Consider the following 17632-nt stretch of genomic DNA (forward strand, 5'->3'; position numbering starts at 1 on the left):
TGCCGCCCCGGACCGTACCCCTCGCGCACTCCCCCGCGCCCCGCGAGCCTCGTCGCGCGCCCTGCCCGGTGGCGGCTCAGCCCGCAATAGTGGCCGGCCGATCCCGCTGTACCTCGCGCTGTGCCGGGTGACCGGCACGACACCGGAGTGGTCCCGCCCCCTGAGCGCCTGACACCGCACGGCCCCGGCCGACAGTTCCGGCGCGACTCCCCAGCGACTCCGTGCCGCCCCGGACCGTACCCCTCGCGCACTCCCCCGCGCCCCGCGAGCCTCGTCGCGCGCCCTGCCCGGTGGCGGCTCAGCCCGCAATAGTGGCCGTTCGTCCACGGGCACGTACCCGGACACGGGCACGGACACCGCCGCGGACGGACACGGACGGCACGGACGGACACGGTCTCGGCCCCGGGGAGGATCGCGGTGAGGAAGAAGCGGGACACGGCGGCGCCCGAGACGTCGGAGTCCGAGCAACTGCTGTTCGGCGGACCGCTCCGCTACGACATGGGCTGGAGCCAGCACGGCAACGCCTTCCTGGAGCTGGACTTCCGCGCCATGATGACCCGGCTGCCCGGCATGCTCGCGTCCAGTCTGCGGCTGGCCCGGCAGGCGGACGCCGGGGCCGCGCGGATCGTGCTGGCCGCTCAGGTGGGCGTCGGAGTGACCCAGGCCGCGAGCCTGCTCGCCGTGAACAGCGTCCTCGCCCGGCTGATCGGCACCGGCTCCGGCACCGTCGAGGAACGGCTGCGCAGCGCCGCCCCCGCCCTGGTGGCCCTGGCCGTCGTCATGTCCGTGGCCGCCCTGCTGCGCGCCGCGTCCACGTACGCAACCGGCCGTCTGGAGCCCAAGGTCGAGCGGGTGGCGACCGCGATGTACCTGGAGCGGGCCGCGGCCGTCGAACTCGCCGCGATCGAGGACCACGCCTTCCACAAACTGCTGGACACCGCGCAGTACGGCGCCTCCTCGGCGCGCCGCATGATCATGTACGGCACGCGCGTGGTGAACGCGATGATCTCGCTGATCACCGCGGCCGGTGTGCTGACGGTGCTGCACCCGGCCCTGCTCCCGCTGCTGATCACGATGACAATCCCGAGCGCCTGGGGCGCCCTGACCAACGCCCGGCGGCGCTACGAGTCGTACCACACCTGGGTACAGCACGCCCGCGCCGGCCACCTGATCGGAGCCCTGCTCACCGAGCCGGAGGCGGCGCCGGAGATCCGGGTGCACGGGGTCGGCCCGTTCCTGCTGCGGCACTACCGGGCGATGTCGGAGACGGCGGAGGCGGAACAGGCCAGGTTGGCCCGGCTGGCGGCCCGTACCGGCCTGATCGCGGCGGCCTGGACCGGCCTCGCGACCGTCGCCACGTACGCGACGCTCGGCGGGCTGCTGCTGAGCGGGGCGATGGCCCTGTCGGTGGCCGGTACGGCGGTGATCGCGATCCGCAGCGGCTCGGCGAGCCTCAGCACCCTCGTGCTGGAGATCAACACGCTGCACGAGGAAGCACTGTTCGTGGGCGACCTGGAGCGGCTGTACGTCGAGGCGGCACAGCGGGCGATCCCGCTCGGCGGTGACCCGCTGCCCGAGGATCCCCAGGAGATCCGCTTCGAGAACGTCACCTTCACCTATCCGAGTGATCATCCGGACGAGAACGTCCGCCCCGCCCTGGACGACGTCACGCTCAGCATCCCCGTCGGCCGGATCGTCGCCCTGGTCGGCGAGAACGGTTCCGGCAAGACCACCCTGGTCAAGCTGCTGGCCGGGCTGTACCAGCCGGACCGCGGCCGCATCCTGTGGGACGGCGTCGACGCGGCTCGGGCCGACCGGCAGCGGCTCGCCGAACGCATCGCCATGGTCGCCCAGAACTTCAAGCGCTGGCCTTTCACCGCCAAGGTCAACGTGGCCGTCGGCCGCTCGTCGGCGCCGCTCACCGACGAGCGGCTGGCCGCGTCGGTCGCGGAGGCGGGCGCGCAGGACGTGGTCGAGGACCTGCCACGCGGTCTGGACACCCTGCTGGCCCGCCACTTCAGCGGCGGGCACGAGCTGTCCGGCGGCCAGTGGCAACGGCTGGGCATCGCGCGGGCCGCCTACCGGCGCGGTCACATCCTGATCGTGGACGAGCCGACGGCCGCCCTGGACGCCCGGGCCGAGCTGGAGGTCTTCGAGAAGATCCGCGCGCTGGCGGGCACCGGGCAGACCGTCGTGCTGATCACCCACCGGCTGGCGTCGGTCCGCCACGCGGATCTGGTGCACGTCCTCGACCAGGGCCGGCTGGTGGAGTCGGGAACCCCCGACGAACTGCTGGCCGGCGGCGGGGTCTACGCGGAGCTGTACGCGCTCCAGGCGGACCAGTTCGCGGCGAAACTGCCGGTCCGCGAAGCCGGTTGACGGTCACGGCCCGGCTAGGCCTCGACACCGCCGGTGCCGCGCACGATGACCAGGAACGTGTCCGTGGCCAGATCCATCACGACCTCGGCGGGCAGCCCTTCGAGCCGCCGAGCCTGCGCGAACTCCTCCGCAGGCCATGATCCTCGCGGTCCGCCTGCGGGAAAGCGTTCGAGCACGGTTCGCCCGTTCACCATCCTGCACCTCCAGAAATGCGTCTTACCTGTAGGAGTTAACGCTCTGGAGAACGCGAACGGCTCGCCCGGTGACGCTACTGAGACATACCCGACACACGGTCGGGGCGGACGGTGAGGGTCCGTTGACTCTCGGCATACTTTCGGCCACTTCCGTGACCGACTGTGTCAGTCTTCGTACTCGTCGTGATAACGGATGCGGTCACTGCCCTCCGGCAGCCGGCCGAGGGCCGTCAGGTCGAGCAGCGAGGTGGCCGGGCCGAGTCCGTCGAGACCGCGGCCGTACACCGAGTAGGTGTGGAAGACCCGGTCGTACTCGCGCAGGAAGCAGCTGATGCCGGGCCGTTCGACCGGTTCGTCGTCCACGACGATGGTCGCCTCGAAGTCGCGGTTGAAGTCGCGTTCGAAGTCGGTGTGGCAGGACGAGTACCAGGGCAGCGTCCAGCCCATCCGCGCCTTGAACGGCAGGATCCTGGTGAACGGCGCCCGGGAGACCGCCGCGAACGAGGTGCCGCGCGCCCGCAGATGGGCTAGGTGGCCGACCTGGTCGAGGAAGGCGGCGCAGCAGGGGCAGCCGGCCTCCCACTCCGGGGCGAACATGAAGTGGTGGACGACGAGTTGGGCCCGCCCCTCGAAGAGGTCCAGCAGGGTCGCCTTGCCGTCGCCGCCCTCGAAGACGTACTCGGGGTCCACCTCGACCATGGGCAGCCGGCGCCGCTCGGCGCTCAGCGCGTCCCGCGCCCGCGCGAGTGCCTCCTCCTTGCGCAGTAACTCCGCACGCGCGGCACGCCACCGCTCACGCGAGACGATCTCCGGAAGCGACATGGACCCTCCAGTACGACGGTCGGTTCCGGGTGGTGACCGCGGGAGGGAGGAGAACTCATCGGCGCGGCCGAGATTTTTTCCGTACCTTCCTCACTCCCCGCGCCGACGCAGCCGCGTACCCGTCAGGTGTCGTACTCCAGGATGCGCCGTCCGTGTCCGCGGCCGACGAGTCCGGCGGGAGCGGAGCCGCGCCCGGCCCGGCCCGGCGCCGCGGTCTGCGGGAGCGGAGCTCGTCGCCCCGACGTAGGGCACGGTCCCCGGCCCGTGCGAGCCGAGCCGCGCATCCGGTCCGGGCCCTGTCGCGAGGCGGCCCGGACGAGCACGCTGGCCGCACCACCTCCTGGAAGGAGCCCGGCATGCTCCTGGGCACCTGGAACCTCGAAAACCTCTACCGGCCCGGCAGCCCTTACGGCCCCAAGGACAAGTCCGCCTACGAGGCGAAGCTCGCCGCCCTCGCCGCCGTGATCGGCGCGCTCGACCCGACCCTGCTCGGCGTACAGGAGGTCGGCGACCCCGACGCCCTGGCGGACCTGGCCGAACTGCTCGGCCCGAACTGGCGGTTCGCACTCTCCTCGCACCCCGACGGCCGGGGCATCCGGGTCGGCTTCCTGGCCCGTACCGAGCTGACAGCGGCCGCCGACACGGCCGCGTTCCCGGCCGGCCTGCGCCCGGTGCAGACGGACGACTCGGGCGCGACCGCCACCCAGGCCGGGCGCGGCTTCCTGGCGGTCACGGTGCAGGGCCCGGCCGGACCGCTCACGGTGGCCGTGGCCCACCTCAAGTCCAAGCTCCTGACCTACCCCGGCGACCGCTTCTACCCGCACGACGAGGGCGAACGGGCACGTTACGGGGCGTACGCCCTCTACCGGCGCGCCGCCGAGGCGACGGCACTGCGGGCGCTGGCGGACGAACTGCTGGCCGGGCAGGGCGCGTCCCGCGACGTCGCGGTCCTCGGCGACCTCAACGACGAGGTACAGGCGGCCACCACCCAGATCCTCCTCGGCCCGCCCGGCTCCGAACTCGGCACCCCCGGCTACGACCACGCGGACAGGGGCGACGCCGTACGGCTGTGGGACGTCGCCCCGCGCATACCGGCGGAGCAGCGTTACTCCCGTGTCGACTCCGGGCGGCACGAACTGATCGACCACGTACTGCTCAGCCACCGCCTGGTGCACCGGCTGACGGAGGCGGGCACGGGCCTGCCCGGTACGACCGCGCCGCCGAGGCTGCCGTCGGTGGGCGCGGATCCGGCGGAGCGGCGGGGGGTCGCGGGGTCGGACCACGCGCCGGTGTGGGCGCGCTTCACGGACTGAGAGGTCCACGGCGGTCACCGGCTCCGGCCTCTGTCACCCGCTCCCGTGATAATCGTCCCGCCGACGTCCCCGAACGGCTGGAGCCCGCCTTGCCCGCACAGCCCACGCAGCCCGCACAGCCCGCACAGCCCGCACTGTACGACTTCGCCACCTGGGAACCGGTGCTGCGGCTGTTGCAGGCCGCCCCCGCGGAACGGCCCGCCGCACCGGACATCCAGGTGTCCGGACACATCGGCCGGTTCGGCTGGAGCCTGCTCCTGCGGCGACCCGCTCCGCAGCCGGGCCGGGCGGCTCAGGTGGAGGACGTCCAGGAGGAGTACGACGCGGTGGGGCGCGTACAGGCCGCGCTCACCGAGGCCGGTACCGACGCCATGTCCTTCGTCGCGGAGATCCGGCCGGACGGGCGGACCGTGCTCCACCTGATCGGCCCCAGCCCCGCCGTGACACCGGCCGGCGGGGGTCCGCACCCGGGTGCGCTCGTCCTGGTCGAGAACGCCGTGCCCCAGCCGTGGCGGCGGCTGCCCGACCCGGTCCCGGAAGCCCCGACGCACCCCTCCGCGGACCCCGCCCTGCTGGCGCGGACGCTGCGCGAGCGGCTCCCCGGCGCCGTCGGCGCGACCGGGGCGGAGCTCGCCGAGGCCGAGGCACGGCTCGGTGTCCCGCTGCCCGAGGAGCTCAGGGCGCTGTACCGGGTGACGCGGGCGCACTGGGAGCACTGGGACGACCCGGAGGACAGCTACGCGGCGGCCGGCTGCGAGCTCTTCCCGCTGGACGAGCTGTACCTGGCCGAGGCGGGGACCCGGCAGGCCGACTGGCGGTTCGCGGCGAAGGACGCGGTCGTCACCCCGCCCGACGCCGCCGTGCAGGGCCTGGTCGGCTCGCCGGGCTGGATCGTCTTCGGCGACAACGGCGGCGGCGACCGGATCGCGGTGGACCTCACGCCCGGCCCGTGCGGCCACACCGGCCAGGTCATCATGATCGGTCACGAGGACCACACCGGTGCCGACCTGCTCGCCGACTCCCTCACCGACCTGGTGGTGAACCTGCCGGAGGACGTCCGGCGGAGCGGCGCGGCCGGCCACCTGCCGCCGGCCGTGGCATACGTCAACCACCGGGGCATCGCCGGCGTCGAGGAGGCCGCGCACCCCGATCTGGAGGTGCTGAGCATCGGTGTGGTGGAGGAGGGCCGGCGGTTCGGGCTCGCCCCGGTCACCGGGCTGCCCCGGCTGCGTACCCTCAGCGCCTACCCGGACACGCTCGCCGACCCGCTGGAGATCGCGAAGCTGACCGGCCTCGAGTTCCTGGAACTGGGCCCGGAGGACTGGCGCGTCCTGCTCGACGCCTCGGCAGTGCCGCGCGGCCTCCTGGCGGCCGCCGTCGGGGTGCGCGGCAACCAGCCGCCACTGCCGGTCGTGGCGCTGGCCAACGAGATCCTCGCCCTGTGGAACCGCCCGCCCATACCGGTCACGGTGCTGGAGGGCGCTCTGGGGCAGTGAGCTAGGCGGCGACCGGCATCCGCGGCACCACGACCCCGAGCCGCCGCCCGCCGCGCTCCAGTTCTCCTGCCAGGTCTTCGAGTTGCCGGGTGTGCCGGTCGGTCAGCCGTCCCGTCTCGTCGAGGTGCACCGCGCACGCGGTGGTCGTGTCCACGAGCCGTTCGAGTACGGCGGCCACCGCCTCCGTGCCCTCGGTGCGGCGGGCGAGGGCGGGGAGTTCGGCGGCGCCGAGGGCGATGGCGGCACGGGCCTCGGCGAGGGTGCGGTAGGCCTCGCGGCGCAGGGCCCACCGTTCGCCGCGGTCGCCGGACCCGCTCAGGACGTGGTCGAGATAGGCGTGCGCGGCCCGCCCGGCCGCCGCGAGCCGGGCCCGTACCCCGCCGCCCCGCCGCCCCGCCAACGGCAGATGGCCGACGATCAGCACGAGCGCACAGGCCAGCAGCGTCTCGCCGATCCGGCTGACGGAGGCCTGCGGTTCGCCGCCGACCATGACCAGGGCGAGCACGAGGACGGTGACGACGGCGGTCTGGGCGCCGAAGTGCCGGGTGGCCACCGGGATCACCGCGCCGCAGACGGCGACCAGGGCGACGAGTCCCTCGGGCCTGGGCAGTACGGCGGCGAGGCCGGCGAAGACGAGGGCGCCGAGCACGGTTCCCGCGGCCCGGCACAGCACCCGGGAGGCGAGCGGCCCGAGGTCGGGCTTGACGAGGAAGACGGCGGTGGCCGGCAGCCAGTACCAGTGCTGGTGCTCGCCGTACCAGCGGGCGTGGTGCAGGGCCTGGGCGATGGCGGCGCTGGCCCCGAAGCAGAGGGCGACCCGCAGCCCGTACTCGCGCCCGCCGCTGCCGAACGCGGCCCGCACGATGTCGGCGGCGCTGCGGCGCCGGGCGGGCGGCCGCTGCCCGCCGCCCTCGGGCTCGGCCCGGTCGAAGGCCGCCGCGGCGCGCAGCAGGGCGTCGTCGAGGGCGCGCAGCGCGGGCGCGGACCGCGAGGGCGCGGGCAGCGGGCCGGTACCGCCGTTGGCCCGGACGGCGACGGCGAGCCGCCGGGGCCCCTCGGCCGCCCGCGCGGACACCGGCTCCCCGGCCCAGGCGAGCGCGGTGGCCGCCTCGGCGAGGGGCAGGGCCGCGGCGTACTGGGCGTGCAGCCGGCGTTCGGCGGCGGAACTGGCGTACCGCCGCAGCCGGGGACCGGTGAGCGCGTCCTGGGCATGGTCGAGCGCGGCGGTGAGGGCGACGCGCCGGCGGCCCGCGGCCTCGCCGCCCACCGCGTCGAGCAGGTCGGCGACGGCGTCGTACACGGCGGCGACGGCGGCCCGCTCCCCGTCGAAGCGGAAGTCACCGGCGAGGGCGCCCGGGGTGGGCAGGGCCAGCCGCAGCACCACCAGCCACCCGGCGCCGGCCAGAAAGGCGAGGGCCCGCTGCCAGCCCGCCTCGGCGACCGGCATCCCGGCGCCGATGGCGGCGGCGACCAGCAGCTGGGTCCCGGCCCCGGAGGCGACGGGCCCGACGGCACTCATGCCGCCGGCGACCAGCCCGAGGCCGGTGAGCAGCAGGGTCAGGGGGACGGCGGTCAGGTGTTCCCCGCCGTAGGTGCCGACGAGCAGCCCGAGCGCTCCGGCCGCGGCGGGCGCTCCGAGCCGTCGGACGGCGGACCGCCGGCTGCCCGGCCGGTCGTTGATCCCGGCGAGCATGGCGGCGATGGCGGCGACGACACCGAGGGAGGTGCGGTGCAGCAGGACCGCGGCGAGCAGCAAGGGCCCGGCGGCCAGCGCCCCTCGCGTCACCGCGCTCCAGGACACGGGCCCGCGCTGGGCGCGCAGGGCGTGGGCGAGCCAGGGCGGCAGGGCGATACGACGGGACACGGGGCTCCTGTCCGGACGAGGGCGGGGTGTGCCTTCGGGCGACGGTGGCCGGGCTGTTGGCTTCGGTGTCCACGGTAGATCGCGTTCCGGTACGAAAAGGTGCGTTCGCATTTCGCGGGTGTGACAAGTGCCCCGGAGAGCCGCGTTCATTATGAACGCAATTCCCCGCGGGCCCGGTTCGGAACGGAACGCGAGCGGGCCCGGGGGCGTAGCCTGCCCCCGGGCCCCGGAATGCCGCCCATCGTCACACGCCGGCACGCTTGAGAACCCGGGTCAGTCGTGAGGTCGCCGCGTCCTTCCTTTGGACCACCACGCATCGAGCTGCGCGGGCAGGACTTGAACCTGCATTTCGACGTGCTGGGGCCCGGGCCCGGTCGATCCGGCGATCGGCGGCGAATGCTGAGTCTGGAGCGAGAGTCTGAGATTCAACGCGGCCCGCCCGGTGTGCGCGGTGTGCGTTGTCCACACTGTGCGCACTGTGGGTTCGACCGCTCTTCACGACAAGGCTCAGCTTCAGCTTTGCGCTCCTCGCGCACCCCGGCCGCAGGGGCCGGGGAGTCTGGAAAGGCTATCCGAAGAGATAGCCGAACACGGCGTCCCCGACCCGCTGGTCGACGACGTCGGCGCCGTTCGCCTCCTCCCGGGCGAACTTGACGGCCTGCTGCAACTTCTCGACCCGGTCGAGGAGTTCGTTGACCCGCCGGGCGGGCAGGGCACCCGAGAACTTCACGGTGGTCCAGTACCCCACCGGCACGTCCTCGTAGTAGACCTCGACCTGGGCCGGATGCTTCTCGGTGGCCTCGGCCTTCACGTGGTTGCGGGGCACCTTCCTGGTGCGCAGGGTCCGCACCGGCTCGGTCTTCCACGCGTCGGTGGAGGGGTCCTGCACCCACGACTCGGAGGCGTCGAGGACGGGCAGCTTCCGCACAAAGGTAGTGAGGTCGACGAGCTGCTTCTCCAGGAACAGCAGGTAGGCGACGGGCACGTCGGCGACCAGCACCCGCCCGTCCACCTTCACGTCGGCCCTGGCCTCGCAGTTGGCCCAGTCCTTGGTGGCGGTCACGTCGAAGAGCCGCGTCAGCGTGGCCGAGGTCTCCCGCAGCACGTCCTCGGCCTTGACCTGGACCCGCGTGGACTCGGGCGGCAACTGCTCGCCCTCCTCGTCCTTCGGCTGGTACGTCCGCGAGATACCGGCCAGCAACGCGGGCTTCTGCAGCCCGTGATGAGCCGACGTCAGGTCCTGATGCGCCTTGGACTTGATGCCCTTCTCGACCGCGATGATCTGATTGAGTTTCGCCACGTGAGGGAAGGTAGCAGCGGCAACTGGCTTATTCCCAAGCATTTTTCGAGCAGCCCGAATAGGCCACGCGACGCCGGGCTGCGAGTCGGCCTCACTCGCGGCCCGGACCAACTCCCTGGATTCCGCGCGCAATCCGCCGAGGATGTCATCGCCTTTCCACAACCCGGCCCGCTCCACAAGCCGCTTCTCGTTCGTCACCCACTCGCCCCGGGCGCAGTGCGGAGATCCGGCCGGCGGCGGGGAACCGGGGCCGGCTGCCCCGCGCCCGGCCGGGAAATTCAGGTGCGGCCGCCCGGTGCGAGCGCGGATGATCGTCAGGTTGTCCGCCGTTCACCACAGGAGCCCCCGTGATCCAGCGCGTCACCACCCCGGCTCTCTTCCCGCCGCCCGGCTACTCGCACGTCTCCGTCGTGGAGGCCGGCACGAAGCTCGCGTTCCTCGCCGGTTCCGTTCCGCTGGACGACGAGGGGAAGCTCGTCGGCGAGGGGGATCCGCCGCGGCAGGCCGAGCGGGTGATCGCCAACCTGCGGGAGCAGCTCCGTTCGGTCGGCAGCGACCTGGAGCACGTGCTGGCGACGGACGTGTACGTCGTGAGCAGTGAGCCCGCGGTGCTGTCCAGCGTGTGGGAGGTCGTCGAGGCCTCGGGACTGAGCGCAGGGCCGCACTCGTCGACGCTGGTCGGGGTCGCCTGTCTGGGCTACACCGGGCAACTGGTGGAGATCACGGCCACGGCCGTCGTGCCCGACGGGGCGCGGGGGTGAACGACGGGGTCGTACTGCGCCGGGCAGCCGGGCCGGATGCCGCCGGGGTCGCCGACGTCTGGCTGCGGTCGTTCGACACCGCCCTGCCCACCGTCGTCCGGCCGCGTTCGGACGACGAGGTGCGCGCGTACATCCGGGACGTCGTGGTACCGGCGCGCGAGACCTGGGTCGCGGAGGCGGCCGGGCGCGTCGTGGGCATGATGGTGCTCGCGGAGGATCTGCTGTCCCAGCTGTACCTGGCCCCGGAGTGGCGGGGGCGCGGCATCGGTGACCGGTTCGTGGCGCTGGCCAAGGAACGCTCCCCGGCGGGGCTGACGCTCTGGACCTTCCAGGTCAACAGGCCCGCGCACCGGTTCTACGAGCGGCACGGCTTCGTCGCCGTCGAGCACACGGACGGGAGCGGGAACGAGGAGCGGGAGCCGGACGTGCGGTACGTGTGGCGGCCCTGAGCCGGTCCCGGCCCCTGTCCCGAGCGGGCACCAGCACTACGGCCGCCCCGGCGCGGCCCCCCACACCCGGCTCTTCGCCAGCGGCTTGCGGTAGCTGCCCGCCCGGCTGGTCGTGAGCCCCAGCGTCACCAGCGACTCGGCCAGCTTCACCGCCGCGCCGACCCCGTCGACCACCGGGACCCCCAGCTTCTCCCCCACCACCCGCTGCAGCCCCGTCATCCCGGCGCAGCCGAGGACCAGGACCTCGGCGCCCGCGTCCCGGACCCGCTCGGCGGCGGCGAGGAACGCGGCCTCCGTGCGCCCGGGGTCACCGGCGAGGTCGAGGACGCCGAGTCCGGTGCCGGCGACGGCGACGCAGTTGCGGGCCACTCCGGCGGTCTCCAGGCTGTCCTCGATCTGCCCGCGCGACCGGTCCAGGGTGGTGACGACGCCGTAGCGGCGGCCCAGCAGGCAGGCGAGATGGGCGGCGGCCTCGGTGATGTCGACGACCGGCACGTCCACCAGCTCCCGGACGCCTTCCCGCCCGTGCTCGCCGAAGCCGGCCATGACCACCGCGTCGTAGGCCGGACCGGTGTACGTCCGCAGCGCGTCCAGGACCGCCGCCGCCGACAGGTAGCTGTCCAGCCAGCCCTCCGCCGACTCGGGCCCCCAGTGCGGGGTCAGCCCGGTCACGGCGGTGCCCGGGCCTGCCGCGGCCCGGGCACCTCGTACGATCTCCTCGGTCATCTCCTGCGTGGTGTTGCAGTTGGTGACGACGATCCGCACGTTCGTCAGACCTCCTCGGCGACGGGGGCGGGGACGGGGGCCGGCGCGCGGTCACCGCGGCACAGTGCCAGGTACAGGCCCGCGGCCAGGGCGGTGCCGATGAACCAGGAGTACGGCGCCACGTCGCTGAACGTCTTCACCAGCGCGAGCACGGCCGCGACCGCCGCCGCGGGCAGGAACGCCCACAGAGCCTTGGGGTTGACGCCCGTGCGGTAGTGGTACGGGGAGCCGGGGGACGCGTCGAAGAGCTGCTGGACGTCCACCCTGCCGCGCTTGATCACGTAGTAGTCGACCATGATCACGCCGAACAGCGGGCCCAGGAAGGCGCCGAGTCCGCCGAGGAAGTAGTTGACGACGGTGGGGTTGGAGAAGAGGTTCCAGGGCGTGACGACCAGCGCGGCCACCGTGCTGATCATGCCGCCGACCCGGAAACTGATCTTCTGTGGCCAGACGTTGGCCAGGTCGTACGCGGGTGAGACGAAGTTGGCGACGATGTTGACGCCCATGGTGGCGACCGCGAAGGTCAGCGCGGCCACGACCAGGACCCAGGTGTTGCCGACCTTGGCGACCAGTTCGGCCGGGTCGGTGATGGCCTCGCCGAAGACCTCCAGGGAGCCGGCGGTGACGATCACGGAGACGACCACGAAGGCCGTGGAGTTGATCGGCAGGCCCCAGAAGTTGCCGCGGCGGACGGTGCGGTAGTCGGGCGCGAAGCGGGAGAAGTCGCAGAAGTTGAGCATCAGGGTGCCGTAGGTGGCGAGGATCAGGCCGATCGCGCCGAACCACTGCCGCCACTGCTCGCCGGTGGAGACCGGGTGCGGGGTGGAGGTGAGCGAGATGGTCCAGTGCGCCTTGGCCAGGATCCAGACCGCGAGGGCGATCATGACCAGCCAGATCGCCGGGCCGCAGAAATCCTGGAACCTGCGGATCGTCTCCATGCCCCGGCTGATGATCGCCGCCTGGACCAGCCACAGCGACACGAAGGAGATCCAGCCCAGCGTGTCGAGGCCCAGGAAGGAGCTCTCCGTGAGGGACTTCAGACCCGGCCAGGCCGCCAGCAGCATCACGTTGACGGCGACGGACGCCAGGTAGGTCTGGATGCCGTACCACATGATGGCGATCACGGCCCGGATGAGCGCCGGGATGTTGGCGCCCCAGACACCGAAGCTGATGCGGCTGACCACCGGGAACGGCACGCCGTGGCGCTGGCCGATCCGGCCCATCCAGTTCATGCCGACGTAGATGAGCACGAAGCCGACGAGGAGGGAGGTGAAGACCTGCCAGACGTTCATGCCGAGGACCAGCAGGCCGGCGGCGAAGGTGTAGTTGCCGAGGTTGTGGACGTCGGACATCCACATGGCGAAGAGGTCGAAGACCTTCCAGTTCCGCTGCTCGGCGGGGGCAAGGTCTTCGTTGGTGAGCCGGGGGTCGGGGACGAACACGGTTGCGCCGGTGGCTTCGGCGCGGTCGGCGAGGGACACGGGGCCTCCAGGGAACCAACCGGTGTACCAGCTTTTGGTATACCAAACTGCGGTCATGGTGCTCCCGTCAAGCGTTCCGACCGATGTCCGTCCCGTTACGGCTCCGTAAAAGCCCTCCGGGTCGGCGAAAATGACCTCATGGGCTCCCCCACCACGAAGATCGAACCTCTCGGCGCGGTACGCGAACGCGTCCTCGCGACCCTGCGGCAGGACATCATCGCGGGGCGGCTGGGCCCGGGCGACCGGCTGGTGGAACGCGAGCTCGCCGAACGGTTCGGGGTGTCCCGGGTGCCGGTCCGGGAGGCGATCCGGGCCCTGGTCGCCGAGGGCTTCGTCCTCTTCGAGTCGGCCCGCCGCACGGTCGTGCGCCGGCTGACCCCGACCGACGTCAAGGAACTCTTCGAGCTGCGCGAGGCGTTGGAGGTGTACGCGGCCGGGCTGGCGGCGGCCCGGGCCACCCCGGAGGCACTGGCCGAGCTGCGGGAACTGCTCGACCGCGCGGCCGGGGCGACCGCGGCGGACGACGCCGAGACCATCACCGACATCAACACCCGTTTCCACGACCGGATCCTGGCCCTGGCCGGCAACAGCCTGCTCATCTCGGTCATGGAGCCGGTGGACGGCCGACTGCGCTGGCTCACCCGGCGCAACGAGGAGTGGCCGCAACTCCTCACGGAACACCGCGAGTTGTACGACGCGATCGCCTCCGGCGACCCGGACCGCGCCCGCGCCCGCGCACTCGGCCACGTCCAGGCCAACTACCGGTCGACCGTCCGGCACCTGTTCGGCGAGGACATCGGCGACCAGCCGCGGGATCCGGCCGCCGAGTAGCCATCCACAGGAACACCAGTTCGCACAGGAATCTCCTAGAGTTCTCCTCACCAATGAAGATCGAAACGGATCCGCACGGACCGGAGCCGGAACCGAGAGGACCGGAGACGGATCGGCACGGACCGAACGGGGAGGGCATGACCATGGTGAGCAGGCGGGGGCTGTTGAGCGGGGCCGCGCTGGCGGGCATGGGCGCGGTGGCCGGCATGACGGTGGGCACGGGGAGTGCCGCCGCCGACGAGCCGCTGGACACGCCGTTCACCCCGGTCGCCGCACCGCATCTGGCCGAGGCCGAGCAGCTGGTGCGGTACCAGCGGCTGCTGGCGGCCGGCTACCTGCCGACGGGACCGGCCGGGCACTGGCCGCTGGACGGCACCGGCGCCGACCGCTCCGGCCTGGAGCACCCGGTCACCCTGGGCCCGGGGGCGAGCTGGACCGCGCTCCGCGCGGGCGGCGAACTGAGCTTCGACGGCACCGCCGGTGCCTACGCCGCCACCGCCTCCGTCCTGGACACCACGGCCCCGTTCACGGTCACGGCCTGGGTCCGGCTGGCCGAGGACGCCGTGCTCACGAACATGTACACGGCCGTGAGCCAGGACGGCGGCAGCGTCAGCCGCTTCCTGCTCCAGTACGACGACACGGCCGGGACCTGGGCGTTCAAGGTGCGCAGCGAGGACCAGAGCACCAAGGTCTCGGCACTGGCCGCGGCCCGGGTGACGAAGACGGGCGTCTGGACCCACCTGGCAGGTGTCTGGGACGGCACCCGCGTCCAGCTCTACGTGAACGGCGTCCTGGAAGGCAGTGCCGACACCGCGCTGTCCTGGGCGGCGACCCAAGGTTTCAGCATCGGCCGGGCCCGCTGGGACGGCGGTTACGCGAACCGCTTCAAGGGCGCGGTCGACGACGTCCGCGCCTACGGCCGTGCCCTCGACGCCGATGAGATCGCCCTGGTCAGCGGGCGTACGGCACGTGCGAACAACGTCTATCTGATGGACACGGCGGCGACCGTGACCTGGGGCCGCCCGGACGACCTGGCCGGCTGGGTGGCCCGGGCCCGCTGCTCGTCCTTCGTCACCGCGGTCCTCAGGCACACCTACGGCTGGGCCACCGACACCTACTTCCTCCAGTACTTCCAGGAGAAGGGCCCGGAGGCCGCCGACTACTGCTCGGCGTTCCGCAACGGCACCGCCGGACCGCGCTTCCGCCGCATCCGCAAGGTCGCCGACCTGCGGCCGGGCGATCTGATCGCCGTCGACTACAACGGACAGGACGCGGAGAACACCGGGCACATCGTCATGGTCCGCGAGGTCAAGGGCGTCTTCAGCGGGGTCACCGACTTCACCGGCGAGACCCAGTACGCCGTCGAGATCGTCGACTGCACCTCCGACCCGCACGGCGTCTACGGACTCAGCAACTACCCGCGCTACCCGGACACCCGCATGGTCAGCAACGTGGCCGGCGAGAACTTCCAGGGCGTCGGCATCGGCCACATGATGTTCTACGCCTCCGACGCCACCGGCGAGTTCTCCCGGTACCGCTGGAGCGTCAACTCCTCCGCGTCCACCGGCACCCACACGGTGGACGACCGCCCGGTGGCGGCGGCCCGGATCGTCTGAACCCCGCCGCTCACGCCGGTCACCGTGTCGGCCGTCAATCCAGTCCGGCCGCCTCCGCCGCCGCCCGCAGCACCTCGCGGAGCATCTCGGGGGTGAGGCGGCCGGTGAAGGTGTTGCGCTGGCTGACGTGGAAGCAGCCGAAGAGGTCCAGGCCGCCGAGGCCGACCCGGGTGCCGTGCGCGAAGGCCGGGCGGGGCCGGGGCACGGTCCAGCCCGCCTCCGCGAACGCCGGCAGCGCGGCCTGCCAGCCGAAGGCGCCGAGCACGACGGCCGCGCGCAGGGTCGGCCGCAGCAGCGTCAGCTCCTCGGTCAGCCAGTGACGGCAGGTGTCACGCTCCCCGGGGGTCGGCTTGTTGTCGGGCGGGGCGCAGTGCACGGGCGCGGTGACGCGCACGCCGTACAGCTCCAGGCCGTCGTCGGCGCGCACCGAGGTCGGTTGCGAGGCGAGCCCGACGTCACACAGCGCCTGGTACAGCACGTCGCCGGAGCGGTCGCCGGTGAACATCCGGCCGGTGCGGTTGGCACCGTGCGCGGCCGGGGCGAGGCCGATGATCAGCAGCCGGGCGTCCGCGGGCCCGAAGCCGGGGACGGGCCGGCCCCAGTACGTCCAGTCGGCGAATGCGGCCCGCTTGGTACGCGCCACGTCCTCCCGCCAGGCGACCAGACGGGGACAGGACCGGCAGCCGCCGACGCGCTGGTCGAGGCGGGCGAGCCGGGTGCGAGGGGCGTGGTCCACGTTTCAACGGTAGGGCCGGGGCCAGGTTTGCCGAAGCGGCTCGGGCGGGGGCGGCGGGGGTACGCGAGGGCGCCGTGTCGGTCTGTGCGGGGGGCGGGCGCGGGTGGTGTGTGGCTGGTCGCGCAGTTCCCCGCTCCCTGCCGGGGCGCGGTGGTGGGCCTCGGTAAAACGGTTCCGTCGCTTTCGGCCCGGAGAGCTAAGGTCGGGACATGGCTTCTGAGGATGCGGACGACGGCAGGGAGCAGACGAGCGGCGAGGCAGCCGAGGCTCCCGCGCCCCCGGCTCCCGACCCGGCCGCGATCGCCGCCGCCGTCGCCGCTGCCGAGGCCGCGGGTCCCGCCCCCGGTGAGAACGTGCGGATCGACAGCTGGATCTGGGCCGTCCGACTGGTCAAGACCCGCTCCCTGGGGGCCACCGCCTGCCGGGGCGGACATGTCCAGGTGAACGGCGAGCGGGTCAAGCCCGCCCACTCCGTGCGCGTCGGCGACGAGGTGCGGCTGCGTCACGAGGGGCGGGAGCGGGTCGTCATCGTGAAGCGGCTGATCCGCAAGCGGGTCGGCGCCCCGGTGGCCGCCGTGTGCTACATCGACAACTCCCCGCCGCCCCCGCCCCGCGAGGCCTTCTCCGCCATCGGCATCCGCGACCGCGGTACCGGCCGCCCCACCAAGCGAGACCGCCGCGAGCTGGAACGACTGCGCGGCCTCGGAGGCATGGGCGGCATGGGCAGCATGGGCGGAGCGGGTGGGGCCGGCGCGGGCGGGATGGGCCCGGCAGGCCGGACGGGCGGTGGACGCCCCCACGGACGGTGATCCACCGGCCGGCCCGGTCGGCGTCCGGCCCGTCCGGGGAACCCGGCCCCGCGTCCGCTCGGCGGGGTCACCCGCGCCGGGTCGCCGGTACCGCCTTCACCCACGTCCCGTCCTCGGTCAGATACTCGGCCACCTCCAGTCCCGCCTCCGCGAGCGCCTCCTCGAACTGCTCCGGTGTGAGCGGCCGGGTCAGGAAGGTCTGGGTCCAGGTCGCGTCCGGGAACTCGTACTCCGCGTGCACCGAGTTCACCCCGTCCCCGACCGGCTCGGCCGACAGGATCCGGACGGTGTAGCCGCCGGGGTCGACCCGCTCCCTCGGCACCTTCGCGTGGTAGTCCGCACCCTCCCGCTGGATGAGCACGAAGCCGCCGTCCGCCACGTGCGCCGCGCAGGTGCGCAGCATGCCCCGGCGCACCTCCGCGTCCCCGGTGTGCACCAGGAACGACGCGAGCATCACCACGTCGAACTTCTCGCCCAGGTCGAGCCCTTCGATGGTGCTGCGTATCGTGCGCGCCCCGCGCACGCGCGCCAGCATCTCCGCCGACTCGTCCACCGCTGTGACCGTGAACCCGCGCTCCAGGAGCGGATGCGTCATGCGCCCCACACCGCTGCCCAGCTCCAGGATGCGGGCACCGGCCGGGACCGCCGCCTCGATGATGTCCGGCTCGGCTCCCGCGGTCAGGCGCGAGTAGAGCTCGACCGCGCAGCCGTCGGGGGTGATCGCTCCCGGACCCGTCCCCTCGTACCCCTCACGCATTTCAATCGTCATGCCCGGACAACGGCCGGTCCCCGCGCCGCCGTTCCCGCACCCCGGCA

General features: G+C 73.0%; 16 protein-coding genes. 8 read left to right on the plus strand and 8 right to left on the minus strand.

What is annotated here, in order from left to right; all coding sequences use genetic code 11:
* The first annotated feature begins 417 nt into the window (after positions 1–417).
* Positions 418–2379, plus strand: coding sequence for an ABC transporter ATP-binding protein (locus ACIQVL_RS01145; protein WP_403473944.1), 1962 nt, complete (start codon positions 418–420; stop codon positions 2377–2379).
* A 14-nt stretch (positions 2380–2393) separates the two neighbouring features.
* On the opposite strand, the gene ACIQVL_RS01150 is transcribed toward ACIQVL_RS01145, so the two are convergent.
* Positions 2394–2573, minus strand: coding sequence for a hypothetical protein (locus ACIQVL_RS01150; protein WP_384030322.1), 180 nt, complete (start codon positions 2571–2573; stop codon positions 2394–2396).
* A gap of 165 nt (positions 2574–2738) precedes the next feature.
* Positions 2739–3395, minus strand: coding sequence for a DUF899 domain-containing protein (locus ACIQVL_RS01155; RefSeq protein WP_403473945.1), 657 nt, complete (start codon positions 3393–3395; stop codon positions 2739–2741).
* Positions 3396–3751: 356 nt separating this feature from the next.
* Between ACIQVL_RS01155 and ACIQVL_RS01160 the strand changes: the two genes are divergently transcribed.
* Both ACIQVL_RS01160 and ACIQVL_RS01165 read left to right on the plus strand, forming a co-directional pair.
* Positions 3752–4708: an endonuclease/exonuclease/phosphatase family protein gene (locus ACIQVL_RS01160; RefSeq protein ID WP_403435108.1), complete on the plus strand. Its 957-nt coding sequence runs from the start codon at positions 3752–3754 to the stop codon at positions 4706–4708.
* A gap of 89 nt (positions 4709–4797) precedes the next feature.
* Complete coding sequence (locus tag ACIQVL_RS01165; RefSeq protein ID WP_403473946.1) at positions 4798–6204, plus strand: SMI1/KNR4 family protein; 1407 nt, start codon at positions 4798–4800, stop codon at positions 6202–6204.
* 1 nt (position 6205) lies between these two features.
* Here the strand turns inward: ACIQVL_RS01165 and ACIQVL_RS01170 are convergent, their stop codons facing one another.
* Both ACIQVL_RS01170 and ACIQVL_RS01175 read right to left on the minus strand, forming a co-directional pair.
* The gene (locus ACIQVL_RS01170) at positions 6206–8068 is read right to left on the minus strand and encodes an FUSC family protein (protein ID WP_403473947.1); all 1863 of its coding nucleotides are present in this window, start codon (positions 8066–8068) and stop codon (positions 6206–6208) included.
* A gap of 568 nt (positions 8069–8636) precedes the next feature.
* A complete protein-coding gene (locus ACIQVL_RS01175) occupies positions 8637–9368 on the minus strand; it encodes a hypothetical protein (protein ID WP_403435102.1) in 732 nt (243 codons plus the stop codon).
* A 347-nt stretch (positions 9369–9715) separates the two neighbouring features.
* Between ACIQVL_RS01175 and ACIQVL_RS01180 the strand changes: the two genes are divergently transcribed.
* Entirely contained in the window at positions 9716–10129 is a 414-nt protein-coding gene (locus tag ACIQVL_RS01180; protein WP_403435100.1) for a RidA family protein, read from the plus strand.
* On the plus strand, positions 10126–10578 hold the full coding sequence (locus tag ACIQVL_RS01185) for a GNAT family N-acetyltransferase (RefSeq protein WP_403435098.1): 453 nt from the start codon (positions 10126–10128) through the stop codon (positions 10576–10578). The genes ACIQVL_RS01180 and ACIQVL_RS01185 overlap by 4 nt, the downstream gene beginning before the upstream one ends.
* A 36-nt stretch (positions 10579–10614) precedes the next feature.
* On the opposite strand, the gene ACIQVL_RS01190 is transcribed toward ACIQVL_RS01185, so the two are convergent.
* Entirely contained in the window at positions 10615–11343 is a 729-nt protein-coding gene (locus tag ACIQVL_RS01190; protein ID WP_403473948.1) for an aspartate/glutamate racemase family protein, read from the minus strand.
* 5 nt (positions 11344–11348) lie between these two features.
* On the minus strand, positions 11349–12824 hold the full coding sequence (locus tag ACIQVL_RS01195) for an NCS1 family nucleobase:cation symporter-1 (RefSeq protein WP_403473949.1): 1476 nt from the start codon (positions 12822–12824) through the stop codon (positions 11349–11351).
* A gap of 138 nt (positions 12825–12962) precedes the next feature.
* On the opposite strand from ACIQVL_RS01195, the gene ACIQVL_RS01200 reads away from it, so the two are divergent.
* Both ACIQVL_RS01200 and ACIQVL_RS01205 read left to right on the plus strand, forming a co-directional pair.
* Positions 12963–13655 carry a GntR family transcriptional regulator gene (locus ACIQVL_RS01200; RefSeq protein WP_403473950.1) on the plus strand — a complete coding sequence of 231 codons (693 nt, stop codon included), beginning with the start codon at positions 12963–12965 and terminating at the stop codon, positions 13653–13655.
* A 143-nt stretch (positions 13656–13798) separates the two neighbouring features.
* On the plus strand, positions 13799–15271 hold the full coding sequence (locus tag ACIQVL_RS01205) for a LamG domain-containing protein (RefSeq protein WP_403473951.1): 1473 nt from the start codon (positions 13799–13801) through the stop codon (positions 15269–15271).
* Between the two features lie 34 nt (positions 15272–15305).
* Here the strand turns inward: ACIQVL_RS01205 and ACIQVL_RS01210 are convergent, their stop codons facing one another.
* Positions 15306–16007: a uracil-DNA glycosylase gene (locus ACIQVL_RS01210; protein WP_403473952.1), complete on the minus strand. Its 702-nt coding sequence runs from the start codon at positions 16005–16007 to the stop codon at positions 15306–15308.
* Between the two features lie 209 nt (positions 16008–16216).
* Between ACIQVL_RS01210 and ACIQVL_RS01215 the strand changes: the two genes are divergently transcribed.
* Positions 16217–16816, plus strand: coding sequence for an RNA-binding S4 domain-containing protein (locus tag ACIQVL_RS01215; protein WP_403435086.1), 600 nt, complete (start codon positions 16217–16219; stop codon positions 16814–16816).
* A 67-nt stretch (positions 16817–16883) separates the two neighbouring features.
* On the opposite strand, the gene ACIQVL_RS01220 is transcribed toward ACIQVL_RS01215, so the two are convergent.
* A complete protein-coding gene (locus ACIQVL_RS01220; protein WP_403435488.1) occupies positions 16884–17573 on the minus strand; it encodes a class I SAM-dependent methyltransferase in 690 nt (229 codons plus the stop codon).
* Between the last annotated feature and the right edge of the window lie 59 nt (positions 17574–17632).

Origin of the sequence: Streptomyces sp. NPDC090499 (assembly GCF_044769305.1) — a bacterium.
Lineage (GTDB): Bacteria > Actinomycetota > Actinomycetes > Streptomycetales > Streptomycetaceae > Streptomyces.

Coding starts and splice junctions, on each gene's coding strand:
- ACIQVL_RS01150 (WP_384030322.1), bottom strand. CDS start 2,573: ATGGTGAACGGGCGAACCGTGCTCGAACGCTTTCCCGCAGGCGGACCG.
- ACIQVL_RS01205 (WP_403473951.1), top strand. CDS start 13,799: ATGGTGAGCAGGCGGGGGCTGTTGAGCGGGGCCGCGCTGGCGGGCATG.
- ACIQVL_RS01200 (WP_403473950.1), top strand. CDS start 12,963: ATGGGCTCCCCCACCACGAAGATCGAACCTCTCGGCGCGGTACGCGAA.
- ACIQVL_RS01220 (WP_403435488.1), bottom strand. CDS start 17,573: ATGCGTGAGGGGTACGAGGGGACGGGTCCGGGAGCGATCACCCCCGAC.
- ACIQVL_RS01215 (WP_403435086.1), top strand. CDS start 16,217: ATGGCTTCTGAGGATGCGGACGACGGCAGGGAGCAGACGAGCGGCGAG.
- ACIQVL_RS01160 (WP_403435108.1), top strand. CDS start 3,752: ATGCTCCTGGGCACCTGGAACCTCGAAAACCTCTACCGGCCCGGCAGC.
- ACIQVL_RS01155 (WP_403473945.1), bottom strand. CDS start 3,395: ATGTCGCTTCCGGAGATCGTCTCGCGTGAGCGGTGGCGTGCCGCGCGT.